Origin of the sequence: Spirillospora sp. NPDC049024, assembly GCF_040649235.1 — a bacterium.
Taxonomy (GTDB): Bacteria; Actinomycetota; Actinomycetes; order Streptosporangiales; family Streptosporangiaceae; genus Spirillospora.
The window spans coordinates 139991-157106 of sequence record NZ_JBEZFD010000023.1; the positions used below are offsets into that span (position 1 = coordinate 139991).

Here is a 17116-nt window from a genome sequence, read left to right on the forward strand (position 1 = left end):
TGGTTAATACACAACATATGTATGAAGCACATCACCGTGGTAGGCATGGGGTGCGAGCATCGAGGCAGGAGCGACCCGGGCGGCCCGCCGCCGGGAGAAGGACCGGCATGGACAAGCCCACGGAACTGATCGAGTACGAGACCATGGTGCTCGGGCGGCACAGCCTGGCCACCCGCCGCTCCCGGCGCGAGGGCGGCCTGCTGGAGCGCAGCGCCTACATCCTGCTGAGCCGGATCCGCATCGAGGGCCCGATGTCGATCCGGCAGCTCAGCGAGGCGTTCGACCTGGACCCCTCGACGCTGAACCGGCAGACCTCGGCCATGCTGCGCGACGGCCTCGTCGAGCGCATCCCCGACCCGGCGGGCGGCATCGCCCGCAAGTTCCGCATCACCGCCGAGGGCGAGCGCCGCCTCGACAGCGAGCGCGGCCAGATCGTGGCCGGCATCGACAAGATCATGGCGGACTGGCCGGCGGAGGACGTCGAGGCGTTCGCCTCCTTCCTCCAGCGTTTCAACACCGACATCGAGCGCCTCGCCGGAAGGCCCTGGCCCCGCCCCTGACCAGAATCGCGGCACCGCACGCCGCCTGTCCCGCATGATCGACTCCATCCGGGCCAGGTGCCGGTCGGCGGACACCTCGTGCCGGAACCTCGTCACGAAGACCAAGTGAACGTGCATCGCAACGACGCGGTTTCTGTCGGTGCGGATGCCTTCGGGTTCGGGTCATGGACCAGTACGGTGCGAGTGTGCAGTTACGTTACAACTACCGTATGTATCCAACTCCTGGTCAGCAGGTCGCGCTGGCGAGGGCGTTCGGGTGCGCGCGGGTGGTGTTCAACGACGGGCTGCGCGCACGGCAGCAGGCCCGCGAGCAGGGCTTGCCGTACATCTCGGACGCCGAGCTGTCCAAGCAGGTCATCACCCTGGCGAAGGCCACGCCGGAGCGGGCGTGGCTGGGCGAGGTGTCGGCAGTGGTGTTGCAGCAAGCCCTGGCCGACCTGAATGCGGCCTACCGGAACTTCTTCACCTCGATCAGGGATGAGCGGAAGGGCCGCAAGGTGGCCCCGCCCCGGTTCCGGTCCCGCAAAGACAACCGGCAGAGCATCCGGTTCACCCGCAACTCCCGGTTCAAGGTGCTGGACAACGGTCGGCTCAGGCTGCCGAAGATCGGCGAGGTGCGGGTGCGGTGGTCGCGGCCGCTGCCGTCCGCCCCGTCGTCGGTGACAGTCATCCGGGACGCGGCCGGGCGCTACTTCGCCTCGTTCGTCGTGCAGACCGGCCCGCAGGACACGCTGCCGCCGGTCGACTCCGAGATCGGGATCGACCTGGGCCTGACGCACTTCGCCGTGCTGTCGGACGGGACGAAGGTGACCGCGCCGAGGTTCCTGCGCCGCGCGGCCCGCAAGCTCAAGCGGTTGCAGCAGGCCCTGGCGCGCAAGCAGAAGGGCTCGAACCGCCGCAGGAAGGCCGTCGTCAAGGTCGCGCGGGCACATGCGCGGGTGGCCGATACCCGGCGGGACTGGCACCACAGGCTGTCCACGGCGATCATCCGCGACAGTCAAGCGGTGTACGTCGAGGACCTGTGCGTGGCCGGTCTGGGCCGGACCCGGCTCGCCAAGAGCGTCCACGACGCCGGATGGGCCGCCTTCACCGCCATGCTGGAGTACAAGGCCGCCAAGTACGGGCGCACCTTCTGCAGGGTGGACAGGTTCCTGCCGTCCACCCTGCAGTGCTCGGCATGCGGCCGGATCAACGACAAGATGGCGCTCAACGTCCGAGCGTGGGACTGCCCCTGCGGAGCAGCCCACGACCGAGACGTCAACGCGGCGCTGAACATACTCGCCGCCGGACGGGCGGAGAGTCGAAACGACCGTGGAGCGCGGGTCAGACCACCAGCGATGGCGGCACCGCGCAGCGAAGCGGTAACCCACCCGCACGCCGCGCCCACCACGCACAGCGTAGAGGGAATCTCCGCCCTCCAAGGCGGAGAGGATGTCAAATCAAGCAGATCAACGCCCGCGCGCTGGACGGCCGAGGACGGCTACGACTTCGTCGCCGAGACCGCCCAGGAGGTCTGGGGCTGAGCATGTACGGGGTACGTCCCGCGGGTTAATGATCGGTGAAGTTATCGGCCTCGGCGCGGGACCCGCCCGCGGGCCGGCAGTAGGCTCGGCGCGAAACAGGCGCAGGTCGGAGAGGAACCGGGTACTTGAGCGTGATCAATGTCGGGCAGGCGATCGTCCTCGGGATCGTGGAAGGCCTGACCGAGTTCCTCCCGGTCTCCTCGACCGGCCACCTGAAGATCACCGAGGGCCTGATGGGCATCCCGGTGGATGACAAGTCAGTCGTCGGGTTCACGGCGGTCATCCAGGTCGGCGCCATAGCGGCCGTGCTGGTGTACTTCTTCTCCGACATCGTCCGGATCGTCAAAGCGTGGGGGGTCGGGATCGCCCGGCCGTCCGAGCGGTACCACCACGACTACAAGTTCGCCTGGTGGGTCATCTACGCCACGATCCCGGTCGTGATCGTCGGGGTCGCCGCCAAGGACCTCATCGAGGGCCCCCTCGCCTCGCTGTGGGTGGTGGCCGGGTCGCTGATCGTCGGCAGCGCCGTGATGTTCGCCGCGGACCGGCTCGGCACGCACAAGCGCGGCGAGGACGACACCTCCCTCACCGACGCGATGCTGATCGGCTCCTCGCAGATCCTCGCCCTGCTGTTCCCCGGCTTCTCCCGGTCGGGCGCGACGATGTCGACCGGGCTCATGCTCGGCCTCGACCGGGTCGCCGCGACCCGGCTGTCGTTCTTCATGGGCATCCCCGCGCTGACCGGCGCCGGCATCTACGAACTGCCGTCCGCGCTCGGCTCGGGCGCCGGCGCGCTGCCGCTCGCGGTCGGCACCGCGGTGTCGTTCGTCGTGGCATACGCCTCCATCGCGTGGCTGCTGCGCTTCGTGGCCCGGCACAGCTTCACCTCCTTCGTGGTCTACCGGATCGTCATCGGCCTCCTCCTGTTCGGCCTCCTCGGCGCGGGAACGTTGAACGCCTGAGCCTCGCTGGGTATGCGAGAGACTGTCACGGTCCGCGCGCCGGGGGGAGCACGGCGTGCGCGCAGACCCCGCCGAGGAACGGAGCGCCGAGCATGAACGACGCGATGTGGGCCGGAACGGTCGCCATCACCGGGCACGGGAAGGACGAACTGGAGGCGTACCTGGCGCGGCCGCTGGGCGACGCCCCGCGCGGCGGCGTCGTGGTCGTCCACCACATGCCCGGCTTCGACCCCGGCACCAAGGAGTTCGTCCGGACGTTCGCCGCGCACGGGTACGCCGCGATCGCCCCGAACCTGTACTCGCGCGAGGGCGCGGGCGTGAGCCCGGACGACCAGGCCGCCGCCGCCCGCGCCAAGGGCGGCGTCCCCGACGAGCAGCTCGTCGGCGACGTGGCCGGGGCCGCCGCCCATCTGAACTCGCTCGACCACGCCAACGGCCGGATCGGCGTGATCGGCCACTGCTCGGGCGGGCGGCACGCGTTCCTCGCCGCCTGCGAGCTGGACATCGACGCGGCCGTCGACTGCTACGGCGCCTTCGTCGTCGACGACCCGCCGGAGGACTACCCGACGAGGGCCCGGTCGATCCTCTCCAAGGCGCCGGGCCTGTCCTGCCCGCTGCTCGGCCTGTTCGGCGAGGAGGACCAGTTTCCGTCGCCCGACGAGGTGGCCGCGCTGGACGCGGAGCTGACCAGGCTCGGCAAGGAGCACGAGTTCCACACCTATCCCGGCGCGGGGCACGCGTTCTTCGCGGTCGAGCGGCCCGCGTTCCGGCCCGCCGCCGCCAAGGACGGCTGGCAGCGGATCTTCGCCTTCTTCGACCGCCTCCTGAGCGCCTGAGAGGAGACCCCCATGTGCACCTACCAGACGGTGAAGGTGGAGCTGGACGGCGCGGCGAAGGGCGCGACCGGCTGGTTCACGCTGACCGGCGGCGCGGTCTACGTCGACCACCCGTACCACGCCTGCCACGAGCACACGGTGAACATCGACTTCACCAACGCCGGGGAGGGTCCGTCCGCGCGCGTGGCGGTCGAGCTGACCGAGGAGTCGGCGCTGGCGCTGGTGGAGGCGATCCAGCAGGCCCTCGCCGCCGCCCCGCCCGGCCTCGCCTCGGCCGACCGCTCCGCGGGCGCGGCCTGACACGGGCCGGCCCGGGGCCCCTGAACCGGTGCGGCGGAGGGCGCGTACCGTCTTGCGTGTCATCGGACCAGATCGATCCGAGCCTGCTGCGCCAGAGCGCGCACAGCCCGTCCTTCTTCGCCCTCCAGCGGGCCTCGACCGGACGCCACGACCTCGTCGACTTCTGCATCCCGTGCAACCCGTACTTCCCGACGCCGGGGATGTTCTCCCGGCTCGCGGGCTCGCTGGAGCAGATCCTCAAGTACTACCCGAGCGACGCCGACGCCATCACCGCGGAGCTCTGCGCCGTGCTCGGGCACCACCCGCAGACGGTCGTCATGGGCAACGGCTCCACGGAGCTCATCACCTGGATCGACCATCTGCTGGTGCGCGAGAGCCTCGCCACGCCGATCCCGACGTTCGGCCGGTGGACGGACCAGCCGATGGAGACGGGCAAGCGGGTGGACATGTTCCAGCTCCACGAGCTGCTCGGCTTCGAGTTCGACGTGGACGCCTTCGTGCGGTTCGTGCGGACGCGGGGATCGCGGACCGCGGTCGTGTGCAACCCCAACAACCCCGACGGCGGGTACGTCCCGCGCCGCGAGATCGTCCGGCTGCTGGACTGCCTCATCGACCTGGACCTGGTCGTGGTGGACGAGTCGTTCCTCGACTTCGTGGACGCCGAGGCGCACCCCAGCGTCGCCGACGAGGCCCGCATCCGGCCGAACGTGATCGTGCTGAAGAGCCTCGGCAAGAACTTCGGCCTGCACGGCGTCCGGTTCGGCTACCTGGTGGCGAACCCGGCCCTGGCCCGGACGGTCCGGACGGCGCTGCCGAAGTGGAACCTCAACTCCTTCGCGGAGTTCGTGGTGTTCCTGCTGCGCGAGCACGGCGCCGAGTACCGCGAGAGCCTGCGGCTGCTGGCCCGCGACCGGCTGCTGATGGCGCAGCAGCTCGCGTCGCTGCCGGGCCTCAAGGTCTTCCCGTCCCAGGGCAACTTCGTCATGGTCAAGCTGCCGGACGGCAAGGACGGCGTCGGCCTGCGCGACCACCTGATCGCGCACCACGGGGTGTTCGTCCGCGAGTGCGGCAACAAGCTGGGCTCGACGAGCCAGTTCCTGCGGCTGGTCGTGCGGCCGCAGGAGGACGTCCAGCGGTTGCTGATCGGGCTCGGCTCCTACCTGTACGGCTCCGCGTCGGAGGCCCCGCCCGACAACGTGGTGGCGCCCGGCCACGGGTGGGGCGAAGGAGAGCCGCAGCACGCCGAGACACGCCCTGAGGATTTCCGCGCCGCCATTTAAGGAAAGGCCGAAAAGGCGAGGGTGCGTCTGTTTCCTGGGGAATTGGCGGCATGCTGCCGCCACCCTCTACGTTGGCCGGGTCGCTCATCGCATGCACGCCATTACGGACGTGTTCCCATCCCCCGCCTGGAGAGGCCCATATGGAGACTCCGCTCGTCATCGACCCGGCCGGAAGCGACGTCCAGGGGGAGGCCGCGAAACTGCGGGCCCGGGGGCCGGTGACCCCCGTGGAACTGCCCGGCGGCGTCGTCGCGTGGGCGGTGACCGGCCAGGAGCAGCTCAAGCGGCTGCTGGCCGACCCGCGGGTGTCCAAGGACCCGAACCTGCACTGGACGAAATGGATCGACGGCGAGATCGCCGAGGACTGGCCGCTGAGCCTGTGGGTCTCGGTGCGGAACATGTTCACCGCCTACGGCGAGGACCACCGGCGGCTCCGCACCATCATCTCCCGGGCGTTCACCCCGCGCCGCACCGAGGCGCTGCGGCCGGACGTCGAGGAGATCACCCGGTCCCTCCTGGACGGCCTGGCCGCCTCCCCCGGCGGCCGCGCCGACCTGCGCGAGGCGTTCGCCTACCCGCTGCCCATCGAGGTGATCTGCCGGCTGTTCGGCGTCCCGGACGAGACCCGGCCCGCGCTGCGCCGCTGCGTGGACGGCATCTTCAACACGGCGCTGACGGCCGAGGAGGCCATCGCCAACCAGACCGAGATGTACGGCATCCTGCAGGACTTCGTGGCGTTCCGGCGCCGGGAGCCCGCCGACGACCTGGCCGGCGTGCTCATCTCCTCCCGCGACGAGGACGGCTCGCAGCTGAGCGAGCAGGAGCTGGTCGACACCCTGATCCTGATGATCTCCGCCGGGCACGAGACCACGGTGAACCTGCTCGACCAGGCGATCACGGCGCTGCTCACCCACCCGGCGCAGTACGCGCTCGTCCGGTCCGGCGAGGCGCCGTGGACGGAGGTGATCGAGGAGGCGCTGCGCTGGCAGGCGCCGGTCGCGAACCTGCCGCTCCGCTACGCCGTGGAGGACATCGACGTCGACGGCGTGACGATCGGCAAGGGCGAGGCGATCCTCGCGGCCTACGCCGCCGCGGGGCGCGACCTCGCCCTGCACGGCGACGACGCCGACCTGTTCGACCTCCGGCGGGCGAACAAGGAGCACCTCTCGTTCGGGCACGGCGCGCACTTCTGCGTCGGATCGCACCTCGCGCGGCTGGAGGCCGAGATCGCGCTGCCCGCGCTCTTCGGCCGCTTCCCCGGGATGGAGCTCGCCGTCGACCCCGCCGAGCTGAGGCCGGTGGAGTCGTTCATCTCCAACGGCCACCGGGCCCTGCCGGTCGTGCTCGGCTCCTGAGACCCCGCGCTAGCCGTTCCGGCGGGCCCGGGCCCGGCGCTTGCCCTCGTGCATCGCCTGGACCCGGGCCACCGGGATCGTGCGGCCCTGCTCGACGAGGTCGGCGGGGACGGGCTGCGGCTCGGGCATGAGGTCGGCCCAGGGGTCGCGGTCGGCGAGCAGGGCGGCGGCCGTCCTGATCGTGAAGTCCTGCGGCGCCACGCTGTCGAGGTCGTCCCAGGACACCGGGAAGGAGACCGGCGCGCCGGGCCGGATCCGCGGGCTGTAGGCGGCGACGACGGTCGCGCCGCCCGCGCGGGTCGAGTCGAGGAACACCTTGCCGCCGCGGTCCTCGCGGATGAACGCCGTGGTGGCGAGGCCCGGGTCGAGCAGCTCGGCGCGCACGGCCAGCGCGCGGGTCGCGGCGGCGACGTCCTCGGTGGACGTGGCGCCGTCCAGGGGAGCGAACACGTGGACGCCCTTCGCGCCGCTGGTCTTGACGGCGCCCCGCAGGCCGGAGTCGTCCATCGCGCGGCGGACGAGGTGGGCCGCGGCGACCGCGGCGCCGAAGTCGTCCGAGACGGGCGGGTCGATGTCGATGACCAGGTGGGTGGGCGCGTCCCACGCGTCGGCGCGCACGAGCGGCGGGTGGTACTCGACGGCGCGCTGGTTCGCGAACCACAGCAGCGTGCGGCGGTCGTCGCACAGCGCGTAGGAGACCTCGCGCTGGGAGGTCTGCGCCCACACCGTCACCGTCCGGACCCAGGGCGGGGTGTACTTCGGCGTGTTCTTCTGCATGAACGGCTTCTGGCCGCGCAGCACGCGCTTGACCGACAGGGGACGGCCCGCCAGCTGCGGGACCAGGCGCCCGGAGACGGCGTCCAGGTAGTCGACCAGGTCGCGCTTGGTCGCGTCGGCCCCCTCGAACAGGGACTGGTCGAGGTTCGTCAGCCGGACCCCGTCGCGCTCTTCTTCGCCGCTCACCCGTCCAGCTTCGCACGCGGCTCCGACAGCGCCGTGGGATAGCGTCGCGTCCATGTACGTACCGGCGCATTTCTCGGCGGACGACGCCGAGGTCAGGGAACTGCTGGCCGGCTGCGGGGCGGCCGACCTCGTCACCGCCTCCCCGCGGGGGCTGATCGCGACGTACCTGCCCGTCCTGTACGACCCGTCGGTGGGCGAGCACGGCGCGATGCTGGCGCACGTGGCGCGCAACAACGACCAGTGGCGCGAGCCCGCGGCCGGGGAGTCGCTGCTCATCGTCCACGGGCCGGACGCCTACGTGTCGCCGTCCTGGTACGCGTCCAAGGCCGAGCACGGGCGCGTGGTGCCGACGTGGAACTACCTCACCGCCCACGTCTACGGCCGCCTCGTCGTGCACGACGACCCGGCGTGGGTGGAGTCGATGGTGCGCCGCCTGACCGAGCGCCACGAGCAGGGCCGCGACCCGTCCTGGGCGGTCGACGACGCCCCGCCCGCGTTCGTCGCCGGTCAGCTGCGCGCGATCGTGGGCCTCGAACTGGTCATCACCCGCATCGAGGCCAAGGCGAAGATGAGCCAGAACCGCCCTGAGGCCGATATCGCCGGGGTGGTCGAGGGCTACCGGGCTCAGGGCGACACCGCTATGGCGGACGCGGTTCGGACGGCGACGGGGCGAAGGGGTCGCGAGGGGTAGCGCGGCGGGTCAGCGGGGGCGCCAGGGGGATTCCGGCGAGGTGGGGCGGGCGTCGGCCGCCACCCGGAGGGCGTAGGTGGGCGTGGGGGCGCCGTCCACCGAGCCCAGGTAGTCGTGGCCGGTCAGGTGGCACCAGGCGGGAAGATCGATGGGGGCCGCCGGGTCGGCGGCGATGAGGTGGACGACGGTGCCGGGGGCCAGGTCCGCGATATGGCCGCGCAGTTCGAGCAGGAGGCGCACGCAGGAGCGGTCGCCGCCGTCGATGACGACCGGATTCGAGCTCATTCCCACCCCCGGGTCCGCGAGGCTAGCAGGACGCAGTGGGAAATATAGGGCTTTAGTGTGACAAGGGCGGTGGTCAGTCCGGCGCGGCCTGGACGACCCCGCCCGATTCCGGGCCCCCGCCTGGGCGACGACGCGGCCGGCCGGGGCGCCCGCGATGGCGACGGCGTCCGTCGCGGCGCACATTTCGATCAAGGATTCCAGGCGCGGGTCATCCGGAGCGAGGTCCTGAGCGTCAAGTTCGTATCCGGTCAGGAAAGCTCAGGAAAGAGGACGGGCCTGGAGTGGGCTGCACTGCTCGCGCCGACGCGCTCGGCGACGTTCGCCTCCGCGTCGCGGGACGTGGACGGCCGCCGGGCGGCGGCGCGGTCCGGCGGCTCCGGCGCGGTCCCCCAACGCGACAAAACGGGATCAAACGCGAGTGAACGAGATCGTCGGCGATATGGCGGAGGGAGGTCCTAGACTTGACTCTTTCTTTCAGGTTTCGTCCAGCTTTGGAGCTTACAGTCGCAGTGGAGTACCCCCCGTTGTCATCCAGGTGAGGAAATCGGCTTTGGGGCGAGTCATGGATCTCGGAGTGGGACGAGTGGAGCGCACGGAGACCTGCGGGACGCTGACGTTCCCGGACGAGGTCGACCTCAGCAACGGCGAGGCGGTCCTCGCGCAGGCCGTCCGGCTCCTGGACTCCGGGACGCCCGCCCTCATCCTCGACCTGACCGGCTGCACGTTCTGCGACTCCAACGGGCTGAACGTGATCACGCGCTCGCAGATGCGCGCGACGGAGCTGGGCGTGCCGATGTGGGTGGTGCTGCCGCCGCGCGGGATCGTGCGCCGGGTGTCGGAGGTGGCCGGGCTGCAGCGCCGGGTCGCCATCGCACCGGACGTGGCGACGGCCCGCGAGGCGCTGGCCGCGTCGGCGGGCGGCTGACCCGGCTAGCGTTCCAGGGCGCGGTCGATCCACTCGTCCGCGACGCCGAGGAGCAGGTGGCCCGCGCCGAGGATGCTGGCGTCGCGGCCCGCGCGGGAGGTGGCGATCTCCAGGTTGCGGGTGGCGAGCGGCAGGCACCGCTCGTAGATGACGCCCCGGATGGTCGCGACGAGCGGCTCGGCGTTGGACAGGCTGCCGCCGATGACGAGCGCGTCGGGGTTGAAGAAGTTCACGAGCGCGGTCAGCACGTCGCCGATGAGGCGCCCGGCCGTGCGCACCGCGCTGGTCGCCTGCGGGACGCCGTCCGCGACGAGGTCGACGATCCGGGACGGGTTGTCCACCTCGATGCCCTGGGCGGCGAGGGACGCGGCGAGGGCGGCGCCGCTGGCGTGCGCCTCCAGGCAGTCGGGGTGGCCGCAGGAGCAGTCGACCGTGGCCTCCGACAGGATCCGGACGTGGCTGATGTCGCCTGCCGCCCCGCGGCCCCGGTGCAGCCGCCCGTCGACGATGACGCCGCAGCCGATGCCGCTGCCGAGCTTGATGACCATGACATTGTCGAGGGCCGGCCATGAGCCGCGGTGCTCTCCGACGGCCATGAGGTTGGCGTCGTTCTCGACCAGGGCCGGGACGCCGACGCGGCCGGTCACGTAGTCGCGGACGGGGAAGTCGTTCCAGCCGGGCATGCGCGAGGGCGACACGACCTGGCCCGTCGCCGGGTCGACCGGCCCGGGAAGCCCGATCCCGACGCCGCGGACCGGGACGTCCTGCAGTCCGTGGTCGCGGGCGAGGTCGTGCAGGCCCGCCAGGACGGCCGTCAGCGTCTCCTCGGGCCCGACGGCGATGTCGCACGCCAGGTCCGCCAGCGCGAGGGGCGTCCCCGCGAGGTCGACGACCGCGAGGCGGGCGTGGTGCGCGCCGAGGTCGGCGACCAGGTACACGCCCACCGCGCGGGCGAGCCGAAGGCGGCGGGGCCGCCGGCCCCCGCGCGAGGCCCCGGCGCCTTCCTCGGCGAACAGGCCGGCCTCGATGAGCTGCTCGACCCGCAGCGAGACGCTGGAGGCGGCGAGGCCGGAGAGCCGGGCGAGTTCGGCCCGCGACTCCGCCTGGCCGGTCGCCACCAGCCGCACGAGTGCCGCCGGTCCGTCGTCTCTGCTGTTGCGCACCCCAGATAGATAGCATGCGCGAACTTGGTACGGCAACGCGTTGACTTACGTCGATTTGACGTTCTATGGTCCTCGTTGACTTCGATTTCGAAGGAAGTTGGAACGTAGGTGACCGAATGATCGAGGTTCGCGGCCTGTACAAGCGCTTCGGCGCCCACACCGCCCTGCGCGACGTGGATCTGGACGTCGCCCGCGGCGAGGTCGTCGTGGTGGTCGGCCCGTCCGGGTCGGGCAAGTCGACGCTGTGCCGGTGCCTGAACCGGCTGGAGACGCCGGACGCGGGCGTCGTCCGCATCGACGGCGAGGAGCTGCCCGAGGAGGGGCGCGCTCTCGCCCGCCTCCGCGCCGACGTCGGCATGGTCTTCCAGTCGTTCAACCTGTTCCAGCACAAGACCGTCCTGGACAACCTGATGCTCGCGCCCACCCGGGTGCGCGGCGTCTCGCGCGCCGAGGCAGAGCGGACCGCGCGCGACCTGCTCGACCGGGTCGGCATCGGCGACCAGGCGGGCAAGCTGCCCGCGCAGCTGTCCGGCGGCCAGCAGCAGCGCGCGGCGATCGCCCGCGCGCTCGCCATGCGGCCGAAGGCGATGCTGTTCGACGAGCCGACCTCGGCGCTCGACCCCGAGATGGTCGGCGAGGTCCTCGACGTGATGACGGGCCTGGCCCGCGACGGCATGACGATGGTGGTCGTCACCCACGAGATGGGCTTCGCCCGCCGGGTCGCCGACCGCGTCGTGTTCATGGCGGACGGCGAGGTCGTCGAGACCGGAGCGCCGGCCGCCTTCTTCGACTCCCCCGCCAGCGACCGGGCCCGGGACTTCCTGGCCAAGGTCCTCAGCCACTAGTGCGACCCCCGGCGCGCCGCCCATGGCGCGCCATCCCAGAAAGGTTGATGATCATGGTGCGTACCCCTGCGGGGATGCGGCGGGCGGCGGTGGCCGCGGTCGCGGCGCTGTCGCTGACGGGCCTCGCGGCCTGCTCCGGCGGCGACTCCGACGCCGCGGTGCCCGGCTCCGGCGGCGGCAAGGGCGACGACCTGGCGGCCTCGGCCCCGGTCGCCGCGAACCTGCCCGCCGGCTCCACCATGGAGAAGATCAAGCAGCGCGGCGAGCTGGTCGTGGGCGGCTCGCTGGACGCGCCGCTGCTGTCCCAGCAGAACCCGGCGACCAAGAAGGTCGAGGGGCTGGACGCCGACTTCGGCCGGCTGCTCGCCAAGTACATCATCGGCAAGCCCAACGTGAAGATCGTCAACTCGGCGTCGGAGACCCGCGAGGCGCTGCTGGCCAACGGCACCGTGGACGTGGTGTTCCAGACCTACAGCATCACTCCGGAACGCGCCAAGCAGGTCGCGTTCGCCGGGCCGTACTACAGCTCCGGCCTGGTCATCGCCACCAAGAAGGACGAGACCGGCATCAAGGCTCCGGCCGACCTGAAGGGCAAGACGGTCATCGCGGGCGCCAACACCCCGGCGATCCCCGCCATCAAGAAGGCCGCCCCGGGCGCGAAGATCATCACGTTCGGCAGCGACCCCGAGTGCGTGCAGGCGCTCAAGCAGGGCCGCGGCGACGCCTACGTCCAGGACGAGGCCGTGCTGCTCGCGACCGCGAAGCAGGACCCCTCCATCCAGATCCAGGGCAAGCCGTTCACCAGCGACCCGTACGGCATCGGCCTCAAGCACGGCGACGCGCAGATGAAGCAGTTCGTCAACGACTGGCTCAAGCAGATCGAGCAGTCGGGCCTGTGGGCGAAGGTCTGGAAGAACTCGATCGGGACGGTCGTGCAGGGCGAGGCCCCGCAGCCGCCCGCGATCGGCTCCGCGCCGGGCTCGGAGTGAGCGGAGGCCCCGCCCTGTCATGAACGTCATCACCGACCACCTCGGAGAGTTCGGCGACGGGCTCCTGCTCACCGTCGAGCTGACGCTGCTGGCCCTCGCCGGGGCCCTCGCGGCCGGGACCGCCGTCGCCGCGATGCGGGTCAGCCCGGTGCGCGTGCTGCGCGCCGCCGGGATGGCCTACGTCGAGGTGCTGCAGAACATCCCGCTGCTGGTGTGGCTCGTCATCGCCGTGTTCGGGCTGCCGGAGATCGGAGTGATCGCCGGGCTGTTCACCACCTCGGTCGTCGTGATCGCCCTCTACCAGGGGGCGTACACGGCGGAGGCGATCCGCTCCGGGATCAACGCGGTGCCGGCGGGGCAGGGCGAGGCCGCCCGCGCGCTCGGGCTGACCTTCGTCCAGTCGCTGCGGCTGGTCGTCCTGCCGCAGGCGCTGCGGACGGTCGTCCAGCCGCTCGGCAACATCGCGATCATGACGCTGATGAACACGGCGCTGGCCGCCGCGGTCGGCGTCGTGGAGCTGACCGCCGCCGCGAACCGGGTCAACCTCGCCGAGGCGCGGCCGATCTGGATCTTCGTGACGGCGGGCCTGGCGTACATGGCGCTCTCGGCGGTCTTCGGCCTGGTGACCGGTGGACTGGAACGGAAGCTGGCGATCCTGCGATGAGCTCCTCGCGACTGCTGTTCGACGAGCCGGGGCCGCGCGCCCGGCGCCGCATCCGGATCGCCACCGCGCTGACCCTGCTCGGCGGCGCCGTCCTCGTCGCGCTCGCGCTGCGCCAGTTCGGCGAGAACGGCCAGCTCGCCGCCGACCGGTGGCGCCCGTACGGGACCTGGCCCATGTGGCGGTACCTGCTGGAGGGCCTGCGCTCCACGCTCTACGCCGCGGCCGTGTCGATCGCCCTCGCCATGGCGGCCGGCGTCGCGCTCGCGCTCGGGCGGCTGTCGCCCGCGCGCTGGCTGCGCGTCCCGTCGGCGGCCTACGTGGAGGTCGTCCGGACGGTCCCGGCGCTGCTGCTGGTCTACGTCGTGCTGTTCGCGCTGCCGAAGTACGGCCTCGACCTCCCGCTGTTCTGGAAGCTCGTCGTCCCGCTGTCGGTGTCCAACGCCGCGGCGTTCGCGGAGATCTTCCGGGCCGGGATCCGCTCGGTGGAGCGCGGGCAGCTGGAGGCGGGCCTCGCGCTCGGCCTGACCCGCGGGCGGGCGATGCGGCTGGTCGTCCTGCCCCAGGCCGCGCGGCGCGTCCTGCCGTCGCTGGTCAGCCAGTCCGCCGGGCTGCTGAAGGACACCTCGCTCGGCTACGTCGTCAGCTACGCCGAACTGCTCTACAGCGGGAAGGTCCTGGCCAACTACAACCACCTGCTCATCCAGACCTACCTGGTGATCGCGCTGATCTACCTGGTGATCAACGCGTCGCTGGCCAAGCTCGCGCGGACGCTGGAGGCGCGGCAGCGGACCCGTCCGTCCCGCGCCGTCCGCGAGGCCGTCCCGGCGGCGCGACCGTGAGGACCGACATGTACGAAGTACTGGCCGAGGTCGTGCGCAACGGCTTCGCCGAGAGCCGCCACTACGGCAGCGTCGCCGGGTTCGCCCCGGACGGCTCCCTCGCCCACGCGCGCGGCGCCGCCCAGGAGACGGTCCTGCCGCGCTCCACGACCAAGCCGTTCCAGGCCCTCGCCTGCCTGAAGGCGGGCGCGCCGCTGGACGGGGAGCGCCTCGCGATCGCGGCGGGCAGCCACACCGGCGAGGACTTCCACGTCAAGGCCGTCGAGGGGATCCTCGCGGACGCGGGGCTCGGCGCGGACGCGCTCCAGTGCCCGCCGTCCTGGCCCGAGGACGAGGCGACCAGGGCCGCGCTGATCAGGGCGGGCGAGGGCGAGTCGCGGGTGCGGATGAACTGCTCCGGCAAGCACGCCGCCATGCTCGCCGCCTGCGTCGCGAACGGCTGGCCCCTGGACACCTACCTCGACCCGTCGCACCCGCTGCAGCAGCTGGTGCGGCAGGTGATGGCCGACTGCGCCGGGGAGGACCCCTCGCCCGTCGCGATCGACGGATGCGGAGCACCGCTGTTCGGCCTCACCCTCACCGGCCTCGCCCGCGCCGCGCGGTCCCTCGTCCTGGCGCCGGACGCCCGCCCGGTCGCCGACGCCATGCGCGAGCACCCCGAGTACGTGGGCGGGACGGGCCACGCCAACACCGAGTTCATGCGGGCGCTGCCCGGCTCGGTCGCCAAGGGCGGCGCGGAGGGCGTGTTCGTCGCCGCCACCGCCGAGGGCCGCGCCGTCGCGGTGAAGGTCATCGACGGCAGCCCCCGCGCCACCACCGCCATCGCGCTGCGCGCGCTCGCCGCGCTCGGCGCCGACACCACCCCGGCCGACCCGCTGGGCGCCGTTCCCGTCCTCGGCGGCGGGCGCCCGGTGGGCGAGATCCGCACCATCCCGGAAGGACGTACGTGAGCCTCACCTACGAGATCTGCATCGACGACGTCGCGGGCGCCGTCGCCGCCGAGAAGGCGGGCGCCCAGCGCGTCGAGCTGTGCGCGGCGCTGTTCGACGGAGGGCTCACCCCGACGCTGGGCACGGTCCGCGCCGCGCTGGCCGCGGTGTCGTCGATCAGGGTGCACGTCATCATCCGCCCGCGCGGCGGCGACTTCATCTTCGACGAGCACGAGGTCGCGGCGATGGAGCACGACGTCGCGCTCGTCCGGGAGGCGGGCGCGCACGGCGTGGTGATCGGCGCGCTCACCCCTGAGGGCGCGGTCGACCGCCCGGTCGTCGAGCGGCTCATGGCGGCGGCGGGCGGGCTGCCCGTGACCTTCCACCGGGCCTTCGACATGGCCGCCGACCCGTTCGGCACGCTGGACCTCCTCGCCGGTCTCGGCGTGGCCCGCGTCCTGACGTCCGGGCAGGACGTGAGCGCGCTGGAGGGCGCGCCGCTGATCGCCGAGCTGGTGCGGCACGCCGGCGACCGGATCATCGTGATGCCCGGCGGCGGCGTGACCGACCGCAACGTGGCGCGCGTCGTGGCGGCGACCGGCGCCCGGGAGATCCACTTCGCGGCGCTCAGCGAGGCGCCGAGCCCGGCCGTGCACCGCAACCCGTACCCGTTCATGGGCGGGGAACTGCGGCGGCCGGAGTACCAGCGGCTCGTCACGACGTCCGACGGCATCGCCTCGGTGATCCGCGCCGCCGGCTAGCGCGCCGTCCGCCGACGCCCGCAGGCCGTCCGCCCCCGCGCGGGGAGGTCAGGGCTTGCGGGCGACGGCGGCGTATCCGGCCACTTCGGCGGGCTCGCCCCAGGGAGTGTGCTCGGGACGCCACCTGGACATGGAGACGACTCCGGGGTCCAGGAGTTCGAGGCCGTCGAAGAAGCGGGTGACGGCCTCGCGCGTGCGCGGCACCATCGGATTGGCCGACTTCTCGTTCCAGTCCTCCTGCGCCTCGGCCTGGGCGGTCTCCCCCGCGTCGAAGTCCAGGGTGGCGTGCGTCATCACCAGGTGGCTCCCGGACGGCACGGCGTCCAGCAGCACGTCGAGGACGCGCCGGGCCTCGCCGTCGTCGTGGACGAAGTGCATGATGCCCAGCAGCATGATCGCCACCGGCTTCCCGAAGTCGAGCGTCGCGGCGGCCTTCGCCAGGATCTCGCCCGGTTCGCGCAGATCGGCGTGGATGTAGTCGCAGGCGCCCTCGGGGCTGCTGCTGAGCAGGGCCCGCGCGTGGGTGAGCACCAGGGGGTCGTTGTCCACGTAGACAATGCGCGCGTCCGGCGCCACGCGTTGCGCGACCTCATGGGTGTTGTCCATGGTCGGCAGACCCGTGCCGATGTCGAGGAACTGGCGGATGCCGGCCTCGCCCGCGAGGTGGCGGACCGACCTGCCGAGGAACGCCCGGTCGGCGAGGGCGATGTCGACGATCTGCGGGAACATCGCCCGGAACTGCTCGGCGGCCCGCTGGTCGACCTCGTAGTTGTCCTTCCCGCCGAGCAGGTAGTTCCAGACCCGCGCCGAATGCGGAACGTGCGTGTCGATCTCCGGCCCCTCGGCCACGGCGGCACCTCCTGGATCTTCTGTTTCCGCCCAACCTAGCGCCGCGGCGAGCCGCCCGCCCATCAGTCGGCCCACCCCGGACGCGCGCACCGCGCTCGGGCGGTTCTTTACTTGATCTTGTGGCTCCAAAGATGCCGGAGAGTTGCGGACGGGGCATGGATGTCTGCGACCGGGACGGCGCGACGACGGGGCCGGGACGGCGGGACGAGCGGGAGCGGTGCACATGCAGGTGAAGCTGGAGGCGGAGCTCGGCCGCATCCCCATCCTGGACGTGGCGCCGGTGGTGGGGTGCGGCCGGTGGCCGGCGAAGGCCGTGGTGGGTGAGACGGTCGAGGTGTCGGCGACGGTGTTCCGTGAGGGGCACGAGCGGTTGGGCGCGGCGGTGGTGCTGCGGACG

20 protein-coding genes are annotated in these 17116 nt (G+C 72.1%); 16 read left to right on the forward strand and 4 right to left on the reverse strand.

Features of this window, described 5'->3' with window-relative positions; all coding sequences use genetic code 11:
- Window positions 1-107: 107 nt before the first annotated feature.
- The 7 genes from AB0C21_RS34270 (at window position 108) to AB0C21_RS34300 (ending at window position 6816) form a co-directional block, all read left to right on the forward strand.
- Entirely contained in the window at window positions 108-560 is a 453-nt protein-coding gene (locus AB0C21_RS34270; protein ID WP_149263177.1) for a MarR family winged helix-turn-helix transcriptional regulator, read from the forward strand.
- Between the two features lie 164 nt (window positions 561-724).
- On the forward strand, window positions 725-2083 hold the full coding sequence (locus AB0C21_RS34275; protein ID WP_500209885.1) for an RNA-guided endonuclease InsQ/TnpB family protein: 1359 nt from the start codon (window positions 725-727) through the stop codon (window positions 2081-2083).
- A gap of 131 nt (window positions 2084-2214) precedes the next feature.
- Window positions 2215-3045, forward strand: coding sequence for an undecaprenyl-diphosphate phosphatase (locus AB0C21_RS34280; RefSeq protein ID WP_235037258.1), 831 nt, complete (start codon window positions 2215-2217; stop codon window positions 3043-3045).
- A gap of 92 nt (window positions 3046-3137) precedes the next feature.
- Window positions 3138-3881 carry a dienelactone hydrolase family protein gene (locus AB0C21_RS34285; protein ID WP_500209887.1) on the forward strand — a complete coding sequence of 248 codons (744 nt, stop codon included), beginning with the start codon at window positions 3138-3140 and terminating at the stop codon, window positions 3879-3881.
- A gap of 12 nt (window positions 3882-3893) precedes the next feature.
- Entirely contained in the window at window positions 3894-4181 is a 288-nt protein-coding gene (locus AB0C21_RS34290; RefSeq protein WP_149263173.1) for a DUF6295 family protein, read from the forward strand.
- A 56-nt stretch (window positions 4182-4237) separates the two neighbouring features.
- Window positions 4238-5461 (forward strand): pyridoxal phosphate-dependent aminotransferase, encoded by a 1224-nt coding sequence (locus AB0C21_RS34295; protein WP_500209890.1) that lies wholly within the window; start codon window positions 4238-4240, stop codon window positions 5459-5461.
- A 140-nt stretch (window positions 5462-5601) separates the two neighbouring features.
- Window positions 5602-6816: a cytochrome P450 family protein gene (locus tag AB0C21_RS34300; RefSeq protein ID WP_500209892.1), complete on the forward strand. Its 1215-nt coding sequence runs from the start codon at window positions 5602-5604 to the stop codon at window positions 6814-6816.
- Window positions 6817-6825: 9 nt separating this feature from the next.
- Here AB0C21_RS34300 and AB0C21_RS34305 read toward each other — a convergent pair whose 3' ends face one another.
- Window positions 6826-7779 carry a DNA polymerase domain-containing protein gene (locus AB0C21_RS34305; protein WP_500209894.1) on the reverse strand — a complete coding sequence of 318 codons (954 nt, stop codon included), beginning with the start codon at window positions 7777-7779 and terminating at the stop codon, window positions 6826-6828.
- Between the two features lie 52 nt (window positions 7780-7831).
- Here AB0C21_RS34305 and AB0C21_RS34310 point away from each other — a divergent pair, with 52 nt between their 5' ends.
- Window positions 7832-8470, forward strand: a complete 639-nt coding sequence (locus AB0C21_RS34310; RefSeq protein ID WP_500209896.1) for an FMN-binding negative transcriptional regulator — start codon at window positions 7832-7834, stop codon at window positions 8468-8470.
- 9 nt (window positions 8471-8479) lie between these two features.
- Here AB0C21_RS34310 and AB0C21_RS34315 read toward each other — a convergent pair whose 3' ends face one another.
- Window positions 8480-8755 carry a sulfurtransferase TusA family protein gene (locus tag AB0C21_RS34315; RefSeq protein ID WP_500209898.1) on the reverse strand — a complete coding sequence of 92 codons (276 nt, stop codon included), beginning with the start codon at window positions 8753-8755 and terminating at the stop codon, window positions 8480-8482.
- 574 nt (window positions 8756-9329) lie between these two features.
- Between AB0C21_RS34315 and AB0C21_RS34320 the strand changes: the two genes are divergently transcribed.
- Window positions 9330-9680: an STAS domain-containing protein gene (locus AB0C21_RS34320; RefSeq protein ID WP_500209900.1), complete on the forward strand. Its 351-nt coding sequence runs from the start codon at window positions 9330-9332 to the stop codon at window positions 9678-9680.
- 5 nt (window positions 9681-9685) lie between these two features.
- Here the strand turns inward: AB0C21_RS34320 and AB0C21_RS34325 are convergent, their stop codons facing one another.
- On the reverse strand, window positions 9686-10843 hold the full coding sequence (locus tag AB0C21_RS34325) for an ROK family protein (protein WP_500209902.1): 1158 nt from the start codon (window positions 10841-10843) through the stop codon (window positions 9686-9688).
- Between the two features lie 116 nt (window positions 10844-10959).
- Here AB0C21_RS34325 and AB0C21_RS34330 point away from each other — a divergent pair, with 116 nt between their 5' ends.
- Genes AB0C21_RS34330 through AB0C21_RS34355 form a run of 6 tightly spaced genes read left to right on the forward strand, consistent with a single transcriptional unit; the run spans window position 10960 to window position 15870 of the window.
- On the forward strand, window positions 10960-11688 hold the full coding sequence (locus AB0C21_RS34330) for an amino acid ABC transporter ATP-binding protein (protein WP_500209904.1): 729 nt from the start codon (window positions 10960-10962) through the stop codon (window positions 11686-11688).
- Window positions 11689-11741: 53 nt separating this feature from the next.
- Window positions 11742-12677: a glutamate ABC transporter substrate-binding protein gene (locus tag AB0C21_RS34335; RefSeq protein ID WP_353821994.1), complete on the forward strand. Its 936-nt coding sequence runs from the start codon at window positions 11742-11744 to the stop codon at window positions 12675-12677.
- Between the two features lie 19 nt (window positions 12678-12696).
- Window positions 12697-13341, forward strand: a complete 645-nt coding sequence (locus AB0C21_RS34340) for an amino acid ABC transporter permease (protein ID WP_500209907.1) — start codon at window positions 12697-12699, stop codon at window positions 13339-13341.
- Window positions 13338-14180, forward strand: a complete 843-nt coding sequence (locus AB0C21_RS34345; RefSeq protein ID WP_500209909.1) for an amino acid ABC transporter permease — start codon at window positions 13338-13340, stop codon at window positions 14178-14180. Before AB0C21_RS34340 ends, AB0C21_RS34345 begins: the two co-directional genes overlap by 4 nt.
- 8 nt (window positions 14181-14188) lie before the next feature.
- A complete protein-coding gene (locus AB0C21_RS34350; protein ID WP_500209911.1) occupies window positions 14189-15130 on the forward strand; it encodes an asparaginase in 942 nt (313 codons plus the stop codon).
- Window positions 15127-15870: a copper homeostasis protein CutC gene (locus AB0C21_RS34355; RefSeq protein ID WP_500209913.1), complete on the forward strand. Its 744-nt coding sequence runs from the start codon at window positions 15127-15129 to the stop codon at window positions 15868-15870. Before AB0C21_RS34350 ends, AB0C21_RS34355 begins: the two co-directional genes overlap by 4 nt.
- Window positions 15871-15918: 48 nt before the next feature.
- On the opposite strand, the gene AB0C21_RS34360 is transcribed toward AB0C21_RS34355, so the two are convergent.
- A complete protein-coding gene (locus AB0C21_RS34360) occupies window positions 15919-16719 on the reverse strand; it encodes an SAM-dependent methyltransferase (protein ID WP_500209915.1) in 801 nt (266 codons plus the stop codon).
- 223 nt (window positions 16720-16942) lie between these two features.
- Here AB0C21_RS34360 and AB0C21_RS34365 point away from each other — a divergent pair.
- A partial coding sequence (locus AB0C21_RS34365; protein ID WP_500209927.1) for a maltotransferase domain-containing protein occupies window positions 16943-17116 on the forward strand: 174 nt, incomplete at its 3' end.